General features: G+C 65.3%; 20 protein-coding genes. 11 read left to right on the top strand and 9 right to left on the bottom strand.

The annotated features are described in order from the left end of the window. From K5Q19_RS06255 to glpK, 9 genes are all read left to right on the top strand, one after another. Positions 1-936: FAD-dependent oxidoreductase (locus K5Q19_RS06255; protein ID WP_292942269.1), on the top strand; the 936-nt coding region annotated here is incomplete at its 5' end. A gap of 10 nt (positions 937-946) precedes the next feature. Next, on the top strand, positions 947-1,219 hold the full coding sequence (locus tag K5Q19_RS06260; protein ID WP_292942271.1) for a sarcosine oxidase subunit delta: 273 nt from the start codon (positions 947-949) through the stop codon (positions 1,217-1,219). Continuing rightward, positions 1,216-4,080, top strand: coding sequence for a 2Fe-2S iron-sulfur cluster-binding protein (locus tag K5Q19_RS06265; protein WP_292942273.1), 2,865 nt, complete (start codon positions 1,216-1,218; stop codon positions 4,078-4,080). The genes K5Q19_RS06260 and K5Q19_RS06265 overlap by 4 nt, the downstream gene beginning before the upstream one ends. Then, positions 4,073-4,600 (top strand): sarcosine oxidase subunit gamma family protein, encoded by a 528-nt coding sequence (locus K5Q19_RS06270; RefSeq protein ID WP_292942275.1) that lies wholly within the window; start codon positions 4,073-4,075, stop codon positions 4,598-4,600. The genes K5Q19_RS06265 and K5Q19_RS06270 overlap by 8 nt, the downstream gene beginning before the upstream one ends. Continuing rightward, the gene (locus K5Q19_RS06275; RefSeq protein WP_292942278.1) at positions 4,597-5,106 is read left to right on the top strand and encodes a prolyl-tRNA synthetase associated domain-containing protein; all 510 of its coding nucleotides are present in this window, start codon (positions 4,597-4,599) and stop codon (positions 5,104-5,106) included. Before K5Q19_RS06270 ends, K5Q19_RS06275 begins: the two co-directional genes overlap by 4 nt. Further along, positions 5,103-6,479, top strand: a complete 1,377-nt coding sequence (locus tag K5Q19_RS06280; RefSeq protein WP_292942281.1) for an L-serine ammonia-lyase — start codon at positions 5,103-5,105, stop codon at positions 6,477-6,479. Before K5Q19_RS06275 ends, K5Q19_RS06280 begins: the two co-directional genes overlap by 4 nt. Before the next feature lie 199 nt (positions 6,480-6,678). Further along, positions 6,679-8,445 (top strand): amidohydrolase, encoded by a 1,767-nt coding sequence (locus K5Q19_RS06285; RefSeq protein WP_292942284.1) that lies wholly within the window; start codon positions 6,679-6,681, stop codon positions 8,443-8,445. Positions 8,446-8,578: 133 nt separating this feature from the next. Next, positions 8,579-9,409: a DUF6454 family protein gene (locus K5Q19_RS06290; protein ID WP_292942286.1), complete on the top strand. Its 831-nt coding sequence runs from the start codon at positions 8,579-8,581 to the stop codon at positions 9,407-9,409. Positions 9,410-9,522: 113 nt separating this feature from the next. Beyond that, positions 9,523-11,007 (top strand): glycerol kinase GlpK, encoded by a 1,485-nt coding sequence (gene glpK / locus K5Q19_RS06295; protein WP_292942289.1) that lies wholly within the window; start codon positions 9,523-9,525, stop codon positions 11,005-11,007. Between the two features lie 101 nt (positions 11,008-11,108). Here the strand turns inward: glpK and K5Q19_RS06300 are convergent, their stop codons facing one another. The 8 genes from K5Q19_RS06300 to K5Q19_RS06335 form a co-directional block, all read right to left on the bottom strand. Next, positions 11,109-11,693, bottom strand: coding sequence for an NTP transferase domain-containing protein (locus tag K5Q19_RS06300; protein ID WP_292942291.1), 585 nt, complete (start codon positions 11,691-11,693; stop codon positions 11,109-11,111). Further along, positions 11,674-12,654, bottom strand: a complete 981-nt coding sequence (locus K5Q19_RS06305) for an XdhC family protein (RefSeq protein WP_292942293.1) — start codon at positions 12,652-12,654, stop codon at positions 11,674-11,676. Before K5Q19_RS06305 ends, K5Q19_RS06300 begins: the two co-directional genes overlap by 20 nt. Then, entirely contained in the window at positions 12,651-13,190 is a 540-nt protein-coding gene (locus tag K5Q19_RS06310) for a cytochrome C (protein ID WP_292942296.1), read from the bottom strand. The genes K5Q19_RS06305 and K5Q19_RS06310 overlap by 4 nt, the downstream gene beginning before the upstream one ends. A gap of 55 nt (positions 13,191-13,245) precedes the next feature. Further along, entirely contained in the window at positions 13,246-13,788 is a 543-nt protein-coding gene (locus tag K5Q19_RS06315; protein WP_292942299.1) for a methylamine dehydrogenase light chain, read from the bottom strand. 55 nt (positions 13,789-13,843) lie between these two features. Further along, the gene (locus K5Q19_RS06320; RefSeq protein ID WP_292942302.1) at positions 13,844-14,446 is read right to left on the bottom strand and encodes a methylamine utilization protein MauD; all 603 of its coding nucleotides are present in this window, start codon (positions 14,444-14,446) and stop codon (positions 13,844-13,846) included. Between the two features lie 4 nt (positions 14,447-14,450). Beyond that, positions 14,451-15,020, bottom strand: coding sequence for a MauE/DoxX family redox-associated membrane protein (locus tag K5Q19_RS06325; protein ID WP_292942305.1), 570 nt, complete (start codon positions 15,018-15,020; stop codon positions 14,451-14,453). Continuing rightward, the gene (locus tag K5Q19_RS06330) at positions 15,020-16,213 is read right to left on the bottom strand and encodes an amine dehydrogenase large subunit (protein WP_292942308.1); all 1,194 of its coding nucleotides are present in this window, start codon (positions 16,211-16,213) and stop codon (positions 15,020-15,022) included. Before K5Q19_RS06330 ends, K5Q19_RS06325 begins: the two co-directional genes overlap by 1 nt. A gap of 151 nt (positions 16,214-16,364) precedes the next feature. Further along, positions 16,365-17,069 carry a TetR family transcriptional regulator C-terminal domain-containing protein gene (locus K5Q19_RS06335; RefSeq protein WP_292942311.1) on the bottom strand — a complete coding sequence of 235 codons (705 nt, stop codon included), beginning with the start codon at positions 17,067-17,069 and terminating at the stop codon, positions 16,365-16,367. Between the two features lie 244 nt (positions 17,070-17,313). Here K5Q19_RS06335 and K5Q19_RS06340 point away from each other — a divergent pair, with 244 nt between their 5' ends. Both K5Q19_RS06340 and K5Q19_RS06345 read left to right on the top strand, forming a co-directional pair. Then, the gene (locus tag K5Q19_RS06340; RefSeq protein WP_292942313.1) at positions 17,314-17,787 is read left to right on the top strand and encodes a (2Fe-2S)-binding protein; all 474 of its coding nucleotides are present in this window, start codon (positions 17,314-17,316) and stop codon (positions 17,785-17,787) included. After that, a complete protein-coding gene (locus tag K5Q19_RS06345; protein WP_292942315.1) occupies positions 17,784-19,967 on the top strand; it encodes a molybdopterin cofactor-binding domain-containing protein in 2,184 nt (727 codons plus the stop codon). Before K5Q19_RS06340 ends, K5Q19_RS06345 begins: the two co-directional genes overlap by 4 nt. A gap of 194 nt (positions 19,968-20,161) precedes the next feature. On the opposite strand, the gene K5Q19_RS06350 is transcribed toward K5Q19_RS06345, so the two are convergent. Continuing rightward, on the bottom strand, positions 20,162-22,864 hold the full coding sequence (locus tag K5Q19_RS06350; protein WP_292942318.1) for a TonB-dependent receptor: 2,703 nt from the start codon (positions 22,862-22,864) through the stop codon (positions 20,162-20,164). Between the last annotated feature and the right edge of the window lie 253 nt (positions 22,865-23,117).

The raw sequence follows: 23,117 nt of genomic DNA on the forward strand, positions 1-23,117 counted from the left end.
CTCAACTACAACATCATGTATTCGAAGCGCGGCGTGCTGATGCTCGCGCACAATGTGCATGATGTGCAGAGCTTCAAGCGGCATATCCATGCCAACCGCTTGAACGGCGTCGACAACGAGTGGCTGACGGCGGAAGAGTGCAAGGCCTATTGCCCGCCGCTCGATATCTCGCCGCGCACGCGCCATCCGGTGCTGGGCGGCGCGCTGCAGCGGCGCGGCGGGACGGCGCGGCATGACAGCGTGGCCTGGGGCTATGCGCGCGCGGCTTCGGCGCTCGGCGTTGATATCATCCAGAACTGCGCCGTCACCGGCATTCGCCGGGGTGCTGATGGCGCGATCGAAGGCGTCGAGACCGAGCGCGGCTTCATTGCCTCGCGCCGGGTGGGCGTTTCGGCGGCGGGCAGCACATCGCTCGTCATGAAGATGGCGGGCCTCGATTTTCCGCTCGAGAGCTATCCGCTGCAGGCGCTGGTTTCGGAGCCGGTCAAGCCGATCTTCCCGTGCGTCGTCATGTCGAACACGGTGCATGCTTACATGAGCCAGTCCGACAAGGGTGAACTGGTGATCGGCGCGGGCACGGACCAGTACACCAGCTATTCGCAGCGCGGTGCGTTCCATATCGTGGAGCATACGCTCGCGGCGATCTGCGAGATCTTCCCGATATTCACGCGGATGCGGATGCTGCGGACCTGGGGCGGGATCGTCGATGTGACGCCGGACCGTTCGCCCATCCTCGGCAAGACACCGGTCAAGGGGCTCTATGTGAACTGCGGTTGGGGCACCGGCGGGTTCAAGGCGACGCCGGGTGCGGGTGATCTTCTTGCCTATACCATAGCGCATGATGAGCCGCACAAGATCAACGCGCCCTACAATCTTGACCGGTTCCGCAACGGCCGGCTGATCGACGAGGCGGCGGCTGCCGCCGTCGCGCACTGAGGCACCCGAAATGCTGCTGATTCACTGCCCCTATTGCGACGAGGCGCGGCCCGAGGTCGAGTTCGCCTATGGCGGCGAGGCGCATATTGCGCGGCCTGTCGATCCCTCGACCTATTCGGACGAGCAGTGGGAGGAATTTCTCTACATTCGCAGCAATCCGCGCGGGCGGCACCATGAACGGTGGCGGCACACGCATGGGTGCGGGCGCTTCTTCAATGCGGTGCGTGATACGGTGAGCGACGTTTTTGAAACAACCTACAAGGCCGGGGAGGCCCGCAAGTGAGCGGATTTCGTCTGGCGGATGGCGGGCGGATCGACCGCCGCACAAAGCGCACGTTCACCTTCGATGGCAAGGCGCGCTGGGGCTATGCCGGGGACAGCCTCGCCTCCGCGCTGCTGGCGCAAGGGCAGATGCTGTTCGGGCGTTCGTTCAAGTATCACCGCCCGCGCGGCATTCTGGGTGCAGGTGTCGAGGAACCCAACGCGCTGGTGACGGTGGACCGTGGACCGGGGCGCGTGACGCCCAATCTGCGCGCGCCTTCGGTGCCGATCTACGACGGTCTCCACGCCACCAGCCAGAACCGCTTCCCGACGCTCAAGACCGACCTGATTGCGGTCAACAACGTGTTCTCGGCGTTCTTTCCGGCGGGTTTCTACAACAAGACCTTCATGTGGCCGCGCGCTGCGTGGGAGAAGGTCTACGAGCCGATCATCCGCCGGTTGGCGGGTCTGGGTGACAGCCCGACGACGCGCGATCCCGATCACTACGACGCGACTTATGCGCATTGCGAGACGCTGGTGGTCGGCGCGGGGCCTGCGGGCATTGCGGCGGCGCTGGAAGCGGCGGCGAGCGGCGGCCGGGTGTTCCTGATCGACGAACAGGAAGAAATTGGCGGCGGGGCCTTGAGCGATCCGGCGCAGTGGGCCTGGCTGGCAGAAGCAAGCGCCAAGCTGGCGGCGTTGGACAACGTGACCGTCCTCGCGCGCACGACGGCCATCGGCCACTATCATCAGAACTTCGTGGTCGCGGCGGAGCGGCTGACCGACCATCTGGCGGTGGACGAGGCAGAGGGTCCGCGCGAGAAGCTGTGGCGCATTCGCGCGGGCGAGGTTGTGCTCGCGATGGGCGCCATCGAGCGGCCATTGGTGTTCGAAGGCAATGACGTGCCCGGCGTGATGCTGGCGAGCGCGGCCAAGACTTTCGCATTGCGCTATGGCGTTGCGGTGGGCCGCAAGCTGATTGTCATGGCGGTGCATGACAGCGGGTGGCGCGATGCGCTGGCGCTGCACAAGGCGGGCGTGAATATCGCCGCCATCGTCGATATCCGGCGCGATGTGGCGGCGGACCTGATCGAGGGCGCGCGGGATGCGCGGATCGCCTGCTATCAGGGCTATGCGGTGACGAGCGCGTCCGGCGGCCAGGCTGTCAACGGCGTGACCATCGCGCTTGCCGGGGTGGGCAAAGGGCAGAAGCTGGATTGCGATGGCGTGCTGATGGCCGGTGGCTGGACGCCGACCGTGCATCTGTGGAGCCACGCCAAGGGCACGCTGCGGTGGGATGAGGCCTGGGGCGCGTTTCTGCCGGACAAGACGCACGAGAACCTACGTTGCGTCGGCGCCTGTGGCGGCGACTGGGATTTCGGCAAGGGCCTCTCGATCGGCCTGCTGCCCGCGCCCAAGCCGCTCCACGAAAGCAAGGCTTTCGTCGATTTCCAGAACGACGTGAAAGCGCGCGATATCGGGCTGGCGGTGCAGGAAGGCTTCCGCTCGATCGAGCATATCAAGCGCTATACCACCAACGGCATGGCGACCGATCAGGGCAAGACGTCGAACCTCAACGGCTTGCAGATCGCCTCGGGCGTGCTGCACCGCCCCGTGACCGAGATTGGCCTGACGACGTTCCGCCCGCCCTATACGCCCCAGAGCTTTGGCGCGATCCTCGGGCACCACAAGGAAGCGCTGTTCCAGCCCTTGCGCAAGACAGTGATCGACGACTGGGCGGCAGATCACGGTGCGGTTTACGAGAACGTCGCGCAGTGGCGGCGTGCGCGCTACTTCCCGCAAGGAAGCGAGGACATGGACGCGGCGGTGGCGCGCGAATGCCGCGCGGTGCGCTCGGCGGTCGGCGTGTTCGATGCTTCGACGCTTGGCAAAATCGAGGTCGTCGGGCCTGATGCCGCCGAGTTTCTCAATCGCATGTACACGAACCCGTGGAAGTCGCTGGAGCCGGGGCGGTGCCGCTATGGCCTGCTGCTGGGCGAGCACGGCTTCATCATCGACGACGGTGTTTCGGCGCGGCTCGCGCCCGACCGGTTCCACCTGACGACCACCACCGGCGGCGCCGCGCGCGTGCTGAACATGATGGAGGATTATCTCCAGACCGAGTGGTCGGACCTCGATGTGTGGCTGACCAGCACGACCGAGCAGTGGGCGGTGATCGCGGTGCAGGGGCCGAAGGCGCGCCGCGTGATCGCGCCGCTGGTGGAGGGCATCGACCTTTCACCAGAAGCGTTCCCGCATATGGCGGTGCGCGAGGGGCAGATCTGCGGCGTCGAAACGCGGCTGTTCCGCGTGAGCTTTACCGGCGAGCTGGGTTTCGAAGTGAACGTGCCGGCGCAGCATGGCCGCCTGGTCTGGGAAGCGATCTGGGCCGAAGGGCAGAAGCATGGCGCGGTCGCCTATGGCACCGAGACGATGCATGTGCTGCGCGCGGAGAAGGGCTTCATCATCGTCGGGCAGGATACCGATGGCACGGTGACGCCGGACGATGCGGGGCTGGGCTGGGCAGTCGGCAAGAAGAAGCCCGATTTCGTCGGCAAGCGTTCGCTGGCACGGCCCGATATCGTCGCACCTGGACGCAAGCAGCTGGTGGGCCTGCTCACCGATGATCCGCAGGCGGTTCTGGAGGAAGGCGCCCAGATCGTGGCTGATCCCAACCAGCCCGTGCCGATGACGATGATCGGGCACGTTACCTCATCATACCACAGCGCCACCTTGGGCCGTTCCATCGCAATGGCGTTGGTGGCCGGTGGGCGCGACCGGATGGGGGATACGCTGCACATTCCGATGCCGAATGGCACGATCAGCGCCAAGGTCGTGGCCCCGATGTTCTATGATGCTGAAGGGAGCCGCCTGAATGGTTGAGATCGCAGAAATCGCGGTTTCGGCGGCGGAGCTGAAGCTCGGCACCGAGCCGGTGCAGGGCGCGGGCGTTCGCCTGTCGCTGGCCGAGGGCAAGGTGCGCTATTCGATGCGCGCGCGTGATCCGAAGGTGCTCGAAGGCGTCCTTGGCCGCGAAGTGCCCAAGCGGATCGGCGGTACGGACGCGGGGATTGCCTGCCTTGGGCCGGATGAATGGTATGTTGTGCTGCCCGACAACTTCGACCTGCCGCGCGGCGAAGGGCTGCCCGTCAGCGTGGTCGATGTGTCTTCCCGCGCGCTCGGCTTGGTCCTCGAAGGCCCGGGCGCGCTGGCGGTGCTCTGCAGCGGCTGCCCGCTTGACCTCGCGAAGATGGGCGTTGGCCGCGCGACGCGGACGGTGTTCGAGACTGTGGAAGTCGTGATCTGGCGCGAGGCCGAGGACCGCTGGCATGTCGAGGTCTGGCGCAGCTTTGCGACCTGGCTGTGGAACGCGTTCCTTGCCGCGATGCCGGACGCGAAATGAGCGAGGCAGCGCTCAAGGATGCCCTCGCGGCACTGGGGATCGGGTGGTCGATCCTCGAGCATGAGGCGGTCTATACCGTAGAGGAAAGCCTCGCGATCCACGATGCGCTGCCGGGCGCGCATACCAAGAACCTGTTCCTGAAGGATAGCGGCGGCCAGTTCTGGCTGGTAACCGTCGAGCAATCGCGCCGCGTTGACCTGAAAGCGCTGGCGGGCGCGATCGCCGCCAAGAAGCTCAGCTTCGGCAAGGCCGAGGATATGGAGCGGCTGCTGGGGGTGACGCCGGGTTCGGTGACACCGCTCGCGGCCATGAACGACACCGGCGGCGCGGTGCGCGTGGTGCTCGATCCGGAGCTTGCGGCGGCCGATGCGGTGCACGTCCACCCCTTGCGCAATACGGCGACGGTTGGTCTGCCAGGCGCCGATCTGGTCCGCGCGCTGGCGGCGTGGGGGCATGACCCGCTGATCGTCGCCATCCCCGAGCGCATAGCCGCCGATCCGGCATGACCGTCTCGACCTTCGAGCTGTTCAAGATCGGCATCGGGCCTTCAAGCTCGCATACCGTGGGGCCGATGGTTGCGGCGCGGCGGTTTTGCCTGCTGCTGGAAGAACGCGGACTGCTGGCTGACACGGTGCGGGTCGAGGTCGATCTCTATGGCTCGCTGGCGCTGACGGGGAAAGGGCATGCCTCGGATACCGCGGTGCTGCTGGGGTTGATGGGCGAGACGCCGTCCGGGATCGATATCGACGCGGCGCCGGCGAAGATTGCGGCAGTGCACGAGACGGGGCAGATCGATTTGCTCGGCCGGCACCGCGTGCGCTTCGCCCCGGCAGACGATCTCCATTTCCACCAGCGCGAGCGCCAGCCGTTCCACAGCAACGCGATGGCGCTGTCCGCCTTCGGCGCGGATGAGGGCGTGCTGCTGCGGCGGTTCTACTATTCGGTCGGCGGCGGCTTCGTGCTGGATGAGGACGAGGCGGGCCGCAATGCGCCGGCGGGTGATGCCGCGCCGGTGCCCTATCCTTTCACCACCGGCGATGAGCTGATCGCCATGGCGGGCGCGGCGGGCCTCACGATTGCCGAACTGATGCTGGCGAACGAGACGGCGCTGCGGCCTTTGGCGGACGTGGAGCAGGGCCTCGATCTGATCGCCGATACCATGGCGGCCTGCATCGACCGGGGAACCTCGCAAGGCGGCGTGCTGCCGGGAGGCCTGCGCGTCAAGCGCCGGGCGCAGGGCATCGCGGCGGAACTCGTCGCGCGCCAGCAGGCGGCGCTGAGCGATCCGCTGGTGGTGCTCGACTGGATCAACTTGTGGGCCATGGCGGTCAACGAGGAGAACGCGGCGGGCGGCCGCGTGGTGACGGCGCCGACCAATGGCGCGGCAGGGATCATCCCGGCGGTGCTGCGCTACTACGAGCGCTGCTATCGCGGGGACACGGCGGGGCGGCGTGTGTTCCTGCTGACGGCGGCGGCGATTGGCGCGCTCTACAAGCGCAATGCCTCGATCTCGGGCGCGGAAGTCGGCTGTCAGGGCGAAGTGGGCGTGGCCTGCTCGATGGCGGCGGCGGGGCTGACGGCGGTGCTGGGCGGCAGCAACGCGCAGATCGAGAACGCGGCGGAAATCGGGATGGAGCACAACTTGGGGCTCACCTGCGATCCGGTGGGCGGGCTTGTCCAGATCCCCTGCATCGAGCGCAACGCGATGGGCGCGGTCAAGGCCATCGACGCCTCACGCCTCGCGCTGCTGGGCGATGGCGAGCATATGGTCAGCCTCGACAAGGTGATCGAGACGATGCGCCAGACCGGGTTCGACATGCGCGACAAGTACAAGGAAACCTCGCAGGGCGGGCTCGCGGTGAACGTGGTGGAGTGCTGAGGGGGCTGCAATATCCCGCGGTTCTCTTCCGTCACCCCGGGCTTGACCCGGGGTCCCGCTCGCCTCTCACCCTGGTCTCCGAAAGGAAGCGGGACCCCGGATCAAGTCCGGGGTGACGAAGAAGGGCCTAAGGCGGTCGACAGCACTATGCCCACTTGATACGATCTAGGACAGGCGTTCAGGATCGGGGGGTATCGACATGGGAGTTTCGCGGCGTATCGGGCTTTTGGGTGGACTGATTGCGGCAACATTGGCGCAGCCTGCTTCGGCCAAGGAAGCTGTCGACCTCATCCTCCACAAGGGCCAGGTCATCACCGTTGACCGCGCATTCACGCTGAAGACGGCGGTGGCGGTGAAGGGCGAGCGGATCGTCGCGGTGGGCGGCGAGGAGCTGCTGGATGCCTATTCGGCGCCCAAGGTGATCGACCTTGCGGGCAAGACGCTGATGCCGGGCTTTATCGACACGCATCTGCATCCAAAGCCCGTCTCGCCCAATGACATCGCGGTGCAGGATGCCAAAAGCATCACCGAAGTGCAGGCCATGCTGCGCGCCAAGGCGAAGGAACTCGGGCCGGGCAAGTGGATCACCGGCTATGGCTGGCAGGAATCGAACTTTGCCGAAAAGCGCAATCTGAGCCGCGCCGATCTCGATGCCGCCGCGCCGAACAATCCGGTGGCCCTGCTGCGCGCCGGATCACACTCGGCGGCCTACAATACGGCGGCGTTCAGGATCGCCAAGATCGACAAGTCGACGCCGGAGCCCGCCACTGGCCTCATCGAGCGCGACGCCAATGGCGAGCCCAGCGGGATCATCCGCGAGCGCATGGACGTCGTCTCGAAGTTCATTCCCGATCCGGGCTGGGAAGCCATGCGCGGGCCGACGATCACCTGGCTCAAGCAGATGCTCGCGCTCGGCATCACCAGCTTCCACGATGCCAGCGGGACGATCGACGACGAGCCGGTGGGCAAGGGCGGTACTGCAAGCAAGGACCTCGACCCGCTGTGGGGCGCTTCCAACATGACCTGGAAGCGCGCGCGCGAAGTCTACGCCAAGATGGGCGCCGAGCTGCCGCGCATCACGATGTACATCATCCATCCGGGTGCCGAGCGGCTGAAGGCGTTTCCCTATCACACCGGCTACGGCGACAATCACCTGCGGCTCGGCGCGATTGGCGAGAACGCGGTGGATGGCGGCTTTACCGGGCCGACCGCGTGGCTGCTTGCGGACTACAAGGGCCAGCCAGGCTTCCGCGGCAAGGGGCGCTTCACCGATGCGGAACTGCAGGAGCTGGTCGACAGTGCGGCCAGGCTGGGCTGGCAGATGGGCATCCACGCGATTGGCGATGCGGCCATCGTGCAGGCGGTGAAGGCCTATCACAACGCGCTGACGACGATCCCCGATCCCGCGCATGCCGCCAATGACCGGCGCTGGTTCCTCGATCACTTCACCATCATGCCGCCCGACGAGACCATGGCGACGATGGCGCAGGATCATGTGATGATCTCGCAGCAGCCCAACTTCCTTTACAATCTCGATGACCGCTATGCCGCGCTGCTCGACGACTGGCGGCTTGCGCACAACAATGCGGTGGTAACGCCGGTAAGGAAGTTCGGGCTGTTCATGGCCTTTGCCAGCGACAACCTTCCGATCGGGCCCTTGGTGGGGCTCTATGCCGCGACGACGCGCAAAGGACCGAGCGGCGTGCCGCGCGGTCCGGAGGAAGCGGTTTCCCTGCAGGAGGCGATCCGGATGTATACCGCCAACGGCGCCTACCTTTCGTGGGAAGAGAACGAGAAGGGCACCATCGAGCCGGGCAAGCTGGCCGACATGATCGTGCTGCCGTTCGATCCGCTGACGGCGCCGGAAGCAAGCTTCCTCACCGGCAAGGTGGACATGACGTTCCTCGGCGGGAAGCTGGTTTATCAGCGTCCGGTGAGTGGCAAAAAGGTCGCACTCGCCAAGTAATGGCCTGTGGATAAGTCGGGGGATACCGCCAATATTGCAGTCCTGCGGCAGATTCCGGGAACTGCCACGCAGATGCCTCTGAACATCGTCACCGGGGCGCCGAAACCCAAGGGCTTCGGAAAGCATTACGACGATGATCGGCAAGCTTCTACGTGGCGGTTTTCTGGCCGTGCTCAACCTCGCTTCGGGCATTTCCCTCTCGGCTTCACCCGGATCGTTCAGCCCCGCGACTTATGACGGAGAACTGGAGCACGGCAGATATGTCGGGGCGCTGCAGCTGCAGGGCGAGGTGTTCCATGTGCAGGGACTGGCGCTCGATCCCAAGCATGTCTGGGTGACCTCGGTCGATAACGCCGGACAGCGGGCGTTCCTGCACCTGTTCGACCGGGCGAGCGGGCGCTTCCTGCGGCGGCTCGAACTGACCGACGGCGCGCGGTATCACCCCGGCGGGCTTTCGCTGTCGGGCGGGTCGCTGTGGGTGCCGGTGGCGGAACTGCGGCCGGACAGCTCGGCAGTGCTGGTGGAGATCGATGCCGAGACGCTGACGGTGCGTCGGAGGATCGCGGTGGCGGATCATATCGGCTGCGTCGCGGCGGACGGCACGAAGCTTGTTGCGGGTAACTGGGACAGCCGGCAGCTCTATACCTTCGATCTGGCACGCGGGACGAGGCCGGTTAAGGTCGTCGACAATCCATCAGGTACGCACTTCCAGGACATGAAGTTCGTGGACGGCAAGCTGGTGGCGGGCGGCAATACCAGCTGGCTGGGGGGCACGCTCGACTGGATCGATCCTGCGACCATGCGGGTGACGCGTTCGCTCAAGGCGGGTTCGATCGGTCCGGTGCGTCCGTTCGGGCGCGGCGGGCCGGTGACGGGTGAGGGCATGGCCATCGAGGGCCGCGAGGTCTACGTGCTGCCGGAGGATGGGCCAAGCCGGGTGTTCCATTTCCGTCTCGACGCCTGAGGGTCCACGGCGGCTATCGCAATTTTCTATGGGTTTTCCGCAAAGGGTGCTTCCGGAGGCCATGCCGGTTGGATAGGCAGGGGCAAACGGCGCAAGGCCACGAGAGGAGACCCATGCAGCCCCCCTATATTCTCGCCATCGATCAGGGCACCACATCGAGCCGCTGTATCGTGTTTGATGCCGCCGCGAAGCCGATTGCGGTGGCGCAACGCGAATTTGCGCAGCACTATCCGGCCTCGGGCTGGGTCGAGCACGAGCTCGAGGATATCTGGCAGGACGTCGTCACCGTGCTGCGCGAGGCGGTCGGCAAGGCGGGAATCGATGTGGCGGACATTGCCGCCATCGGCATCACCAACCAGCGCGAGACCGTGGCCGTGTGGGACCGCGCGACAGGCAAGCCGATCCACCGCGCCATCGTCTGGCAGGACCGGCGCACGGCGGATACGTGCGCAAGATTGAAGGCCGACGGGGCCGAACCGCTGTTCGCCGCCAAGACCGGCCTGCTGCTCGATCCCTACTTCTCGGGCACCAAGCTCGCGTGGATCCTGGATGAAGTGGCAGGGGCCCGCGCGGCGGCGGACCGCGGCGAGCTGGCGTTCGGGACCATCGACTGCTTCCTCCTGTCGCGGCTGACGCGCGGCAAGGTCCACGCGACCGATCCGACCAATGCCTCGCGCACGCTGATGTTCGATATCGGCAGGCAGCAATGGGACGAGGAACTCCTGCGCCTGCTCCGCGTGCCGGCTTCGGTGCTGCCCGAAGTGCAGGACAATTCGTACATCTTTGGCGAGTGCGATCCCGCGATCCTTGGCCGCGCGATCCCGATTGCCGGCATGGCGGGCGACCAGCAGGCAGCGCTGTTCGGGCAGGCCTGCTTCCGCGCAGGGATGACCAAATCGACCTATGGCACCGGCGCCTTTGCGCTGATGAACATCGGGAACAAGCCGATCCCTTCGAAGAAGCGCGTGCTGACGACGGTAGGCTACCGGCTGAACGGCGAGACGACCTATGCGCTGGAAGGCGCGATCTTCGTGGCGGGTGCGGCGGTGAAGTGGCTGCGCGATGGCCTCAAGATCATCACCCATGCCTCGGACACGCATGACATGGCGGTGCGCGTGCCGGACAACCACGGCGTCTATATGGTGCCGGCCTTCGTGGGCCTCGGCGCGCCGCACTGGAACCCCGATGCGCGCGGACTGATTTGCGGGCTCACGCTGGATGCGGGCGCGGCGCATGTGGCCCGTGCGGCGCTGGAATCGGTGGCCTACCAGACGCTCGACATGATCAATGCCATGCGCGAGGACGCCAATCCGGGCGATGCCGCGCTGCGCATCGACGGCGGCATGGCGGCGAACGACTGGCTCGGGCAGTTCCTGTCCGATGTGCTGGTCGCACCGGTCGAGCGGCCCGTCAGTGTCGAGACAACGGCGCTGGGCGCGGCCTTCCTTGCGGGGCTGGCAACGGGCGTGTGGAGCGATCTCGCCGCCCTGGAGGCGACCTGGACGAGCGACCGCCGCTTCGAACCGAAGATGAGCGCGGCGCTGCGCAGTGACCTCGTTGCCGGGTGGCACAAGGCGGTGGAACGCGCGTTGCTCTGACCCCTAACTTCTCGTCATTCCCGCGAAGGCGGGAATCCAGAGCGACATACGCTGTGCTTGCCGCTCTGGGCCCCCGCCTTCGCGGGGGTGACGAAGGGGAGTTAGAGCAGGGCTTGGGCGCGCGCGAGGTCCTCGGGCCGGTCCACGTCGAGCGCTAGCCGGGGATCGAGCGGCACGGTGGGGCCCCCTTTGAGCCTTGCAGCCCCGCCGCGATCGCCATCGAGCGTGGTCAGGGCGGCGAAATGCGAGGCGACGAAGATGGCTGGCGGCATCGTCACGCCGCCTGCTTCGGTGGCGATGCGATCCCCGTCGAACTGGCGAACGAGGGCGTGGATATGCGCCGCCGGCACCAGCGGCATATCGGCCAGCGCGACCAGCACGGCGCGCGCGCCGGCAGCTTGCGCGGCAGCGACCCCGAGGGCGAGTGAGCGTGCCTGCGCAGCACCGGGCGGGGTCAGCGGCACGGTCTGGTAGCCGAACGCCGCAAAATCCGGCACGTCCGGTCCGATTACCGCAAAGCGCGTTGCAAAGGGCAGGGCGGCCAGCATCCCGGCGGCGTGGAGGGCAAGCGGCTTGCCGCCGAGCGGGGCGATCAGCTTGGGGCCACCGAACCGGGCCGATTGCCCGCCAGCGAGCAGCACCAGCGCGAGGCCGGTGAAGCCGGCCTCAGTTGCGGGTGGGGACATGCGAGGCGGGATCTTGCCCCATCCGGCCCGGCGCGCGGCCGCTCCAGCCGGGCATGCCCGCGCAGGCCTGATAGTCCTGCACCAGTTCGCCAAGGATCGAGAGCGCCAGCGTGGCGGGATCGCGAGTCGCCGGGATCAGGCCGATGCCGCCGCGCAGTGCATCGAGGCTTGCTTGCGGCACGCCGATCGTGCGCAGACCCGCAAGGCGTGCGCGGTGCGTGCGCGCGCTGCCGACGGCGCCGTGGTAGAAACCCTCCTGCGCCAGCGCATGGGGCAGCAGCTGTTCTTCCCAATCGTGATCGTGGAACAGGAACACGAACGCCGTCCACGGATCGCCAACCAGCTCGGGAAGAGCGGTGCGGCTGCCAAGCGGCTGCACGCCCGGTTCGGCAGTGGCCAGACGGTCGCTTGCCGGCGCATAGGCTTCGACCGCAAGGCCGAAGGCGCGGGCAAGGCGCACGAGCGCGGTGAGGTCTTCGCCATGGCCAAGCGCGACGAGGCGCAGTGGCGGGGCATAGGCGCGCTGGAAGCCGTGGAAACCGGGCGTTTCCGAGAGCGCAGCACCACCTTCGTTGAGGCGAAGCACCGCCGCCTTGCGCGCATCGAGCCGGGTCAGCGTTTCTTTCAGCACCACAGGATCGGGACGCGGGGTGAACAGCAGGTCGATGCCGCCACCACAAGGCAGGCGGATATCGAGATAGGGCGAGCCGATGCCGTAGCGCACGGTGCGGCCATAGCCCTGCGCCAGCACGTCCTGTGCTTCCGCGATGACGGCAGCCTCGACGCAGCCGCCGGAGAACGAGCCAGCGCTGCGACCATCCGCGAGCACCGCCATCTGCGCGCCGATCCCGCGCGAGGAGCCGCCTTCGATCCCGGTCAGCGTGACGAGCACGCCTTCCACACCCGCCGCTGCCCCTTCGACCAGCAGACCAAGAATGCTGCGATCGTCGTGCGCGATCACTGCTTTGAGCCGGGATATTGCAGGCGGAGCGAGGCCGGCGCCCGGCACTTGGCGATCGCCACTTTGGCCAGGCGCAGCCGCTCGGCCTGAAGCGAGACACTGGTGAGCGGGAACTGGCGTTCATGCGCCACTTCCTCGCCGGTAAACGGTTTGGTGCCTGCGGGCACGCTCTTGCCGCCGAGCACGAAGACCACATAGTTCATGAGGTCCGCGAGCTGGGCATTGTCCGTGATGCGGCTGTGCGCGACATTGGGCAGGCGCAGCAGATAGGCTCGGCTTTCCGGGGTGCACATGAACCAGCCGACGCGGTCCTTGATTTCAGGCAGATGCGCGGGAGCCGTGGTGCCGCGTACGCCGTGGCAGCCCGCGCACTGTTCGATGAAGTCGCTTTGCGCAAGCTCGGGATCCGCCATCTTGGCGCGGACTTCTGCCGTCATTTCGGGCGAGTGATTGTCCGGCTCAGCCGCGCGCAGCGTGCCGAGCGACAACACGCCTAGCAGCGTGGCAGCGGCGAACAGGCCCATGCGCTTCTTCATACGCCTATCCTTAGACCCGCTCGCCGCTCGCCGGAAGCCCTGCCGTGCCCGCCGATCAGGCGGTGCCGACGAGAACCGCTGTCGAGCAGTGGTATTCCATGCTCGTCGTACCGAAGCACCAGATCACGTCGTTGTTGAGCTGCGGCACATAGAGCTGCGTTTCACGGTCGGTGCCGTCGCAATCGCACTTGTTGCAGTATGTCTTGCCGCAGCAATCGCGGTAGGCGATCAGGTAGGCACGGCCATCGTCGGGATTGATGCAGGTGCCGACCCACGAGACGGGCGAGTGCTCGGCGCCAGGAGGGCAGCGATTGAGCGCGCCGCCGCAGCACGAGCAGAGCGAACCGTCGATCGCACAATAGCGCCAGTAGGTGCACTTGGTGTCGTCCGTGCTCTGCGCGTTGCGGGCGAAGTTGGTCTTTGCTTCCGGCGAGCGGTCGGGCTTCGCGGCGCTCGCGCGGCTGACAGGCAGCAGCGGGAAAGCCGGCGCGGCAACCAGCGCGAGGCCGAGCCGGGAAAGAATGCCGCGGCGCGAGGTTCCGCCGGCAAGGCGGCGGAGCAGCTTCTCGCCCATGGCGTCGGGATTGAAGGTCTTCATGAGCTTGTCCCCTGTTGTGCGCTGGAACCGTGTTGGTGTGAGTGGATGAGGGCGATCAATTGGCCACGGCCTTGAGCTTGCCGATGTAATCCTGCACCGAGCGGATGCCCATTTCGTGCGCGATGACCAGGCTTTCGAGATGCTCGCGGCTGTTGACGAGGCCCTTGGAAAGGATCGTGCCGTGCTCGTCCATCAGGACGGCATAGGGCAGCTTGGCCACTTCATAAGCCTGGCCGACATCGGGCCCGTTGATGAACTGATACCCGCCAAGGCCATGCTCCGCGATCATCTGGCGCTGCGCGGCGGCATCATCATCCCCGATGAAGATGAGCTGCACGCGTTCATCGCGGGCGAAGGACTTCGCCACCGGAATGAGGTTCTTGCACAGCGGGCACGAGGGCGAGACGAACATCAGCAGCCGCAGCGGCACGCCGTGGAGATGGCCGCCCACCGTGGTTCTTGTGCCTTCGATCGTCGTGGCGGGTATCGCCGCCGCAGCGCTGCCGACGGCGGGACCAGCCGATGTGGTCAGCGCACCGGCCGGGGCGACGCGCATGTGCAGGACGCCGACCTGACGGGCGAGCGCGAGCAGCGCCACACCCAGCAGGAGGATGACAATCCAGGAAACCACCGTCGATACGAGCAAGGCTTGCAGCATGCAGTTACCTCCGCGAGGCGGCGAGCGGCGATGCCGCAAGCGCCCCGATGGCGTTGAAGAGCTGGACGATCACAAAGACCGCAAGGCCGCCGGCCAGTGCGATGGCAAGATCGGCATAGGTTGATGCGCTGCCGGGCAGCAGGCGCGGAACAAGCAGCGCCGCGAGCAGCAGATTGCGCGTGACGAGAAGCCAGCTGAGCGGTTGGCGCAGCTGCGACCGACCGCATCCGCAATCGATCTCGCGCCGGCCGCGCGTGATGTTGATGGCCATTGCGGCAGCAAAAATGACCAGCAGCGCGATGGCGGCTGCCGCCGCAAGGGGCTGTCCGCCCAGCAGCAGGCCAAGCGCGACGGCGAGTTCGGCCGGGGCAAGCAGCAAGGCTGCCGGACCGACGAGCACATTTGGCAGGAGGCGGTAGTTGGCGATGACGCCTGACAGCAGTTCGCGGTGGCGCAGCTTGGCAAGCGCGGCCTGCAGGAACACGAGGCCGACCCCCATTGCGCCGGCGAGGCCGATCACGCCCAGCCCGGTTCCGCCGAGGGCTGCCAGTGTCAAGGCACTGCTATCTGCCATCAGGGCTCCAGTGTCCGCAGCACGCCGCCGGCGGACTTTTCGAGCTTGAACTTCTCGGCGCCGGTCTTGGCGTCAAGGATGAGCAGCGTACCGTCCTCGATACCGAGAACCAGCTTGGGAGCGGCTTCCTGCGTCACGGCAATCGTCGCCGCCGGTTCTTCGAGCGGGATCCGCTTGGTGACCTTCTTCGCCGCCACATCAAGAACCCAGATTTCGGTACCGGGTTCCTTGTGGGTCCAGTATTCGCCGGTGTGCATCAGCACATAGGCGAGCCCCGAGGCGGAATGGAGCGCGAGACCCTGGCGTGCGCCAGGGTACCAATACACATCGAGCGGCTTGGTATCGGCGGGAGTCACACCGGCGGCCGCCTGGATCGAGAAGGGCTCGGAGATCGTCGGCGTGGCGCCGAGCTTTGCGGTGTAGACCTGCCCGGTATAAGTCAGGAACACGGCTTCCTGCTTGGGGCCGTTGAAGCCGAAGTTGTCGAAGATCGGATCGTTGGTTGCCGAGAAGAACGGCGCCGAACGGACGATTTCGGGCTTGGCGCCGGCGGTCTTGACCGTGGCGAGCGAACCGTCGGAGCACAGCGCCGAGAAGCCGACGCCATCCACCGGCATCAGGCTGGCGCAGCCGGGCAGCTCGATCTTCTTGACGAACTTGCCCTTGACCAGATCGATCACGTTGACCGAGGATGCGGGATCGAGATTGTAGACGTAAGCCGTCTTGCCCGCTTCACCGATCACGAAGTTGAACTTGCGCCCGCCGATCAGGATGCGGCCGGGCATCACGATTTCGCTCTTCAGCTTGAGCGTTGCGGCATCATAGACCGTGATCATGTCCTGCCGCGTGCCGCGCGAACCCTTGGACCAGATGCTTTCGGCCACGTAGTAAACCTTGCCGGCCGGATCGAGCGAGAGGTCCGAGAGGTGCGAGGTTTCGACCTGACCGAGCATCTTGCCCGTGTCCGTATCGTAGATCGTGTTGCCGGGCACGACGAAGCCGCGTTCAACGAACACCCAGCTTGGCTTTGGCGCAGAGAGCGTGACCGCCTCGAGCTCGGGATCGGGCTGGAGCGGATCCGCTGCCTGCGCCGCAGGGGCGCCGCCAAGCAGGGTCAGCGCGCAGACAGCCGCGGCGGTGTACCTGGCTCTAGCGGAGAGCGAAGACTTGCCCTGAACCTTCATCATCTTCATCTGGCCTGGCCCCTTCTGTCTGAAACGCCTGAACCCCATGCACTTTGTGCGCTTGCGAGAAAGATTTGACGACCGTCCAGTTTTAGTCAAGCGCTTTGTAATGCCGATCGCGCGGTTCCTGTGCAGAGCCGCGAAAAAAAACGCTTCAGGATCAGGTGCTGGCGGCGATCTGCTGCGGCGTGATCGACTTGGCGAGGGCCACCAGGGCCTCGGCGGCGATCGCGGTGATCTGCGGCATCTTTGCGGCCCACGGCTTTTCGAATCCGAGGAACGGAGTCGACCCTTCCATCGAGGCGCTGATGTAAAGCGCGACGGTGTGCACCTCGTCGGGCGAGAGCGCGGGGTTGAGCTCGGTCACCACTTCGCCGATGAAATCGTGCACCCGCTGATAGAACACGCGCACCCGGTCGGCGACGAAGGCATTGTGGTTCGCGAGCGCCCAGAGCTCGGTAAACAGGCGGGTGGTGCGCTTGCCGGCAATATCATCGAGGCAAAGCTTCACCATCAGCCGGAGGCGGTCTTCCGGCGGGATTTCTGGCTGGCGGACTTCGTTCTCGAGCAGCTTGTCATAGCTGTCGAGCAACTCGTCCAGCATGATCTTGATCAGCATTTCCTTGCGCGGGAAATGATAGCTGACATTGCCGACCTTCATGCCGCTCTTGGTGGCGATCCGGCGGATGGTGAAAGCGCTGGCGCCTTCCTCGATCAGCACATCATGCGCGGCTTTGAGAATGGCATCGACCGTTTCTGTCCCCCGCGCATAAGTGCCGGGGCGAGGGCCGGTGGCCATGCCGTCATCGCTTGCGATACCGGCTTCGCGGTGTGCTTCGTCAAGCATGACAGTATTACGATCCATGGGGGTTGCGTAGCACGCGCGCGGGGCCCTCACCAGAGTGCCCTTCCGGCAAATCGCTCTTGACGGAATCCCGAAGTTTGTACAGACTTTGTTCTGGTTATTCAAGTCACTGAAAATTATAGATTATTACTCGGCCAAGGCTCCATTGATACCATGCTGTATCCGGGGCGAATCAAGGCCGAAGTTCCCCCGAATTCGCCGGTTTGGCGCGCATTTGCCGCCCCGGCTTCTCGAAAGGACCGCAATGGCGATCTCGCTGACCGTGAACCGCAAGCCCCGCACCGTCGATGTCGAATCCGACAAGCCGCTGCTTTGGGTCCTGCGCGAAGACCTCAATATGCCGGGCACCAAGTTCGGCTGCGGCGCCGGGCTGTGCGGCGCCTGCACGGTCATCCTCAACGGTGAGGCCGTGCGCTCCTGCCAGACGCCGCTGGCCGATGCCGCGGGCAAGGACATCGTGACGATCGAGGGCGTGACCGCCTCGCCGGTGGGCGCCAAGGTGGTCGAGGCGTGGACCGCGCTCGACGTGCCGCAGTGCGGCTATTGCCAGGCGGGGCAGATCATGTCGGCCACCGCGCTGCTGACCGCGACGCCCAAGCCTTCCGCCGATGAAGTGACGGCGGGCATGGCGGGCAACATCTGCCGCTGCGCGACCTACCTGCGGATCCAGAAAGCCATTGCCGAAGCCAGCAGGGCCATTGCGGGAGCAGCCGCATGAACGCCGTTTCCGTTTCCCGCCGCTCGTTCCTCGCCGCCAGCCTTGCGAGCGGGGCCGCGCTCACGTTCGAAGCGAAGCTGGCGTTTGCCGCCGCGTCCGGCGCGGGCGAGCCCGCGATGCTGGGCGTGTTCGTCAGCATCGCGCCTGACAACACGGTGACGATCCTCGCGAAGAACCCGGAGATCGGGCAGGGCGTCAAGACCATGCTGCCCATGCTGATCGCCGAGGAGCTCGACGTCGCGTGGAGCCAGGTGAAGATCAAGCAGGCCGACGAGAATCAGGACAAGTATGGGCCGCAGTTTGCAGGCGGCAGCATGACAACGCCGCTCAACTGGCTGCCGGCGCGCCAGGCCGGGGCCGGTGCCCGCGCCATGCTCGTGGCGGCGGCATCGCAGCAGTGGGGCGTTCCCGCCGCGAGCCTGACGACAAGCGAGGGTTCGGTGAAGCACGCCGCGACTGGCCGCTCGATCACCTATGCCGCGCTGGCCCCCGTCGCGGCAAAGATCGCCGCGCCCGATCTGGAGAAGGTGCCGCTCAAGAATCCCAAGGACTTCAAGATCGTCGGCAAGTCGCGGCCCGGTGTCGATACGCCTGCCATCGTCAAGGGCGAGCCGCTGTTCGGCATCGATGCCCATCCGGCGGGCATGCTCTATGCCGCGATGGTCAAGTGCCCGGTGATCAGCGGCACCTTGAAGAGCTTTGACGACGCTGCGGTCCGCAAGGAAAAGGGCGTGCTGGCGGTGGTGCCGATCACCGACGGGGAGATTCCGGCGGGCAAGCACAATGCTGTGGCGATAGTCGGCGACAGCTGGTGGCGCGTCCACAAGGCGCGCGAAAAGCTGGCGGTGCAATGGGATACCGTAGGCTTCGACGGCTATTCGACCGAGGGCTATACCGCGCAGGCCAAGGCGCTGCTGGCTGCGGCACCCACGGCGGACCTGTTCAAAGCGGGCAATGCCGATGCCGCGCTGGCCAAGGCTGCCAAGGTGGTCACGGCAGACTACGCCTATCCCTTCCTTGCCCACGCCACGCTCGAGCCGCAGAACTGCACCGCGCTGTGGCACAAGGACGGCAAGCTTGAATTCTGGGCGCCGACGCAGGATCCCGGCACCGCGCGGGCCGATATCGCCAAAGTGCTGGGGATCGATCCCGCCTCGATGACGATCCACATGACGCGCATCGGTGGCGGCTTCGGCCGGCGCCTGATGAGCGATTTCATGATCCAGACCGCCTGCATTGCCAAGGCGGTGCCGGGCCGCCCGGTCAAGCTGCTCTATGATCGCACCGACGACATGCGCAACGACTACTACCGCCCCGGCGGGTGGCACCGCATGACGGCGGGGCTCGATGCGAGCGGCGCGCTGGTGGCGCTGAAGGACCACTTCATCACCTTTGGCACCGACGGCAAACCGATGCGCGCTGCGGAAATGCGGGCGACCGAGTTTCCGGGGCCAGTGCTGCCGGATGTGCATTTCGGCATGTCGTTCCTCAAGACCAACGTGACCACAGGCTGGCTGCGGGCGCCGACGTCCAACGCGGTGTCCTTCGTGTTCCAGGGCTTCCTTGATGAAGTGGCCGAAGCGGCGGGGACGGATCTGCCCGAACTGATGCGCCGCACGCTGGGCTCGCCCAAGCAATTGCCGCCCGAACCGGACGACACCCCATTCGACACAGGCCGCGCCCGGGGTGTGATCGATGCTGTTTGCAAGTTCGCCGGATGGACGGGCAAGCGCTCGACGACGCCGGGCAAGGGGCGCGGATTCGGGTTCTACTTCAGCCATCGCGGCTACTTTGCCGAAGTGGTCGATCTCACCGTGGCCGATGGCCAGATCACGATCGACAAAGTCTGGGTGGCGGGGGACATCGGCAGCCAGGTGATCAATCCGATGGGGGCCGAGCATCAGATGCAGGGCGCGGTGATCGATGGTATCGCGCAGGCGCTGGTGTGGCAGCCGATCGAGCAGAAGGCGGGTGCGGTTACGCAGGAAAACTTCGGTGATTTCCCGCTGATCCGCATCAACCAGACCCCCGGCGATGTCGCGATCACCTGGGTGGTGACCGACAATCCGCCGACCGGGCTTGGCGAGCCGACGCTTCCGCCGGTGATCCCGGCGATTGCCAACGCGATCAAGGATGCAACGGGCAAGCGCCTGCGCAGCCTGCCGATGTCGCTGGCTTGATCCTGCCGGGTTGATAGCGGCCCTTCGGAGAAGATTTCCCGAACCCCTCTCGCTTTGCGGGAGGGGTTTCTTCTTGCCCCGGGTTTTCGGTCATGCCCGCGCCGAAATGACGAAGGGGCAAAGCAAAACCCCCCGCGGCCGGAACCGCGGGGGGCTTGTCGCCTATCGGCAGGCTATCGGCCGAAGCCAGCGCCTCAGTAACGATAGCCGATCTTGAGCCCGAAGAACTGCGGCCGAATCGGGAATGTCCGCGAAGAGCCGGAGCACACTGCGATCGAGCAGAAAGTGGTCCGGGTCAGCTGGCCGCGGCGGTCGAACGCGTTCTGGATGAACGCATCAATCGTCCAGTGTTCCTTCCTGATGCCGGCCGCAAAGTCGAAGCTCACAAAGCCCGGGGTGTTGCCGAGGAAGTTGTTGTTCTCGACGTTGAGATCCTGCGTCGCGCCGGTCTGGTAGAGCGCCGCACCCTGGATGTATGCCTTGTAGTCCCCGATATCCGTGTCGTAGCGGATCGTGGTCGTGCCCTTGAACTTGGGCTGGCGCGGCAGGCGCGTGCCGTTGGCCGCCGCAACCGTCGGAGTACCGAGGTTGGTGCCACCAGAGTTGTCTGTCACGATGTTGCCGTCGGCGTCGATAAAGGTACCGAGCGAGCAGGTATCAAGCTGCGAGATGGTCTGCGCGGCGCGGTTGGCGACGAAGTTGCAGAAATCGCCCTTGAGCTTGCCATCGTTGTACGCGCCGCTTGAGGTGATCGTCCACTTGCCGAGGCGAAGGTCCGCATCGAACTCGATACCTTTGACCTCGGCCTTGCCGGCGTTGCCAGTGTAGCCAGCGCCCTGGGCCCCTGCGACGACCACGCCGTACTGGATGTTGTTCCACTTCTCGAGATAGATCGCGGCATTGAGGCGGAAGATGTTGTTCCACGTCGTCTTGAAGCCAAGCTCGAAGTTGGTGAGCGTTTCTGACTTGAAGGCAGGCGCTGCCACGACCACCGATGGTTGCGTCGTGGTGGCGCGAATGCGCAGCGGCCGGTTGTAGCCGCCGGGGCGGAAGCCGGTCGAGTAGTTGAAATAGACCAGCTTCTGATCCGCGAACTGCCAGTCGACAACGATCTTGTGCGTTTGGCCCTGTTCGCTGTAGCGGCCGATGCTTTCCGGATCGAGGCGGTTGGTGTTGCGGCATTCAAGGCGCGCGCCGGTCAGCGGCAGCGGGCAGCCGACCGCGCCTGTCGGAATGAAGATTGCCGGCGCATTGACTGCCGAACTCTGCACACCGCCAAATCCGGTGATCTGGTAATCGGTCCAGAAGTACCGGATGCCGCCGGTGATCTTGATCGCCGGAGTGATGTTGTAATGCGCTTCGGCGAAGACGGCTGTATCATGATAGAGCGTGTCGTTCTCGGTGATGTAGAACCCGTCTTCACGCACCGCGGGCGAGCCGAGAATCATCGTGCCGCCCTGCGCTTCCGGAATGCCGAAGCCGGCGAAGTTGGTATCGCCGCCGCCAGGCGCAGTGTAGCCAACGATCTGGTCCAGCCCGCGGATCGCGTAGAAGTCGTTTGTGTTGTTCTTCTGGCGCTGATAGAAACCGCCCACCGTCACATCGAAGGGCCAGGACTTGGGCGTCGTCAGGCGCACTTCCTGGGTGAACTTCTTGTTGGTGTTATCGGCGTGGTAATACTGGGTCGGGTTGAGCAGCGTGGTGCACTTGAGCGTTGCACCGCTACCGGTGCAGCCAGCCTTGTCGAAGAACTGCAGGTAGCTTTCATACCCCGGACCAAAACCGTCGTAGGCCACGGTGTAGTAGGTGTAGTCGTTATTGATCTTGCGGTTACGGTGGTAGTAGCCCGTCGCCGACACGAGATCGAAATCGCCGATGTGGCCGTGGATGGTCAGCGCGGCCTGATACCATTTGTCGTCATTGCGGGTGAGGTCGTAGTCATGGACCTCAAGATCGCCAAGCCTTGGGTCGAAGCCGAAATAGCCGTAGGAAATCTGCCGCTGCGCGGTGATTGACGGTGTGATCTCCCAGCCATCGGCCACGTCCCACAGCATCGAGAGACGGCCGCCGTATTCGTAGACCGGGTTGTAGTTGTCCTTGGCAATCGAAGCGTTGTTGAGCGTGAAGGACGTGAGCGGATTGTCGTCGCCAAGATTCAGCACCGCGGGGCGGCCGTCGTTGAACTTGCCGTTATTAGGCGTGTTGTCGATGTAGCCGCCTTCCTTGCGGTAGTAGGCCATCGCGCGGATCGCGAGCTTGTCGCTTACGGGAATGTTGACGAAGCCCTTGAAGGTGCCCCCCGCATCGCCCTTGCCGAACTTGTTGACTTCGGTGTCAACGCCCAGTTCGAACGAGCCGATCTTCGGCTTGGCGGTGATGAAGCGCAGCACGCCCGCGAGCGAACCTGCACCGAACAGGGTGCCCTGCGGGCCCGACAGCGCCTCGATGCGTTCCATGTCATAGACCTGGATATCGGGCACTTCGGAGCCGGTGATGGGAATTTCATCAAGGTAGTAGCCGACCGAGGCGTAGGCGCCGCCGGCGGGAACGATACCGCGGAAATAGACCTCGCTACGACCGGGTCCGATGCCCGCGAAAGATACCGAAGGGAGCAGCGCGGCGTAATCGGCGAGTCCCTTGACTTGGCGCTGCGCGAGGAAATCGGAGGAAAGCGCCTGGATCGCGATCGGCACCTTCTGCACGGACTCGGACTTGCGCGTGGCCGTCACGATGATTTCTTGGAAACCGCTCGCCGGGTTGGTTTCATCGGCGGGAGTCGCCTGCGGGGCAAGGGTTTCCTGCGCGAACGCGGCCTGCGGCGCGGCGATGCCGGTAAGGATAGTGGAAAGGCACAGCGCCCTCAGCGTGTGCGACCGGCGACCGGTTTTCTTTGTCATAATCTGTGTGGCTCCCTGGGTCGATACTCTGGTCTTCAAAAGCTCCTTCGTGTCCGTTCCTGCGAAGCGACTCGTGGCCGCAAAGCGCACTGCCGAAGCAGTGCATTCACCCGGGTCTTCGCCTGCGCATTCGCATTCTTGCGAAAAACCCTTGAGCCATGGCCGCTTAGCGACCTCTGGCTGACCGCGCGCGAGCACGGCGTGAAAAATGCAAAATTGTCCCCCGGATTGCGCCGTTTCTTGACGCCTGTCC

It is taken from the genome of Novosphingobium sp., from assembly GCF_019748365.1.
Lineage (GTDB): Bacteria > Pseudomonadota > Alphaproteobacteria > Sphingomonadales > Sphingomonadaceae > Novosphingobium.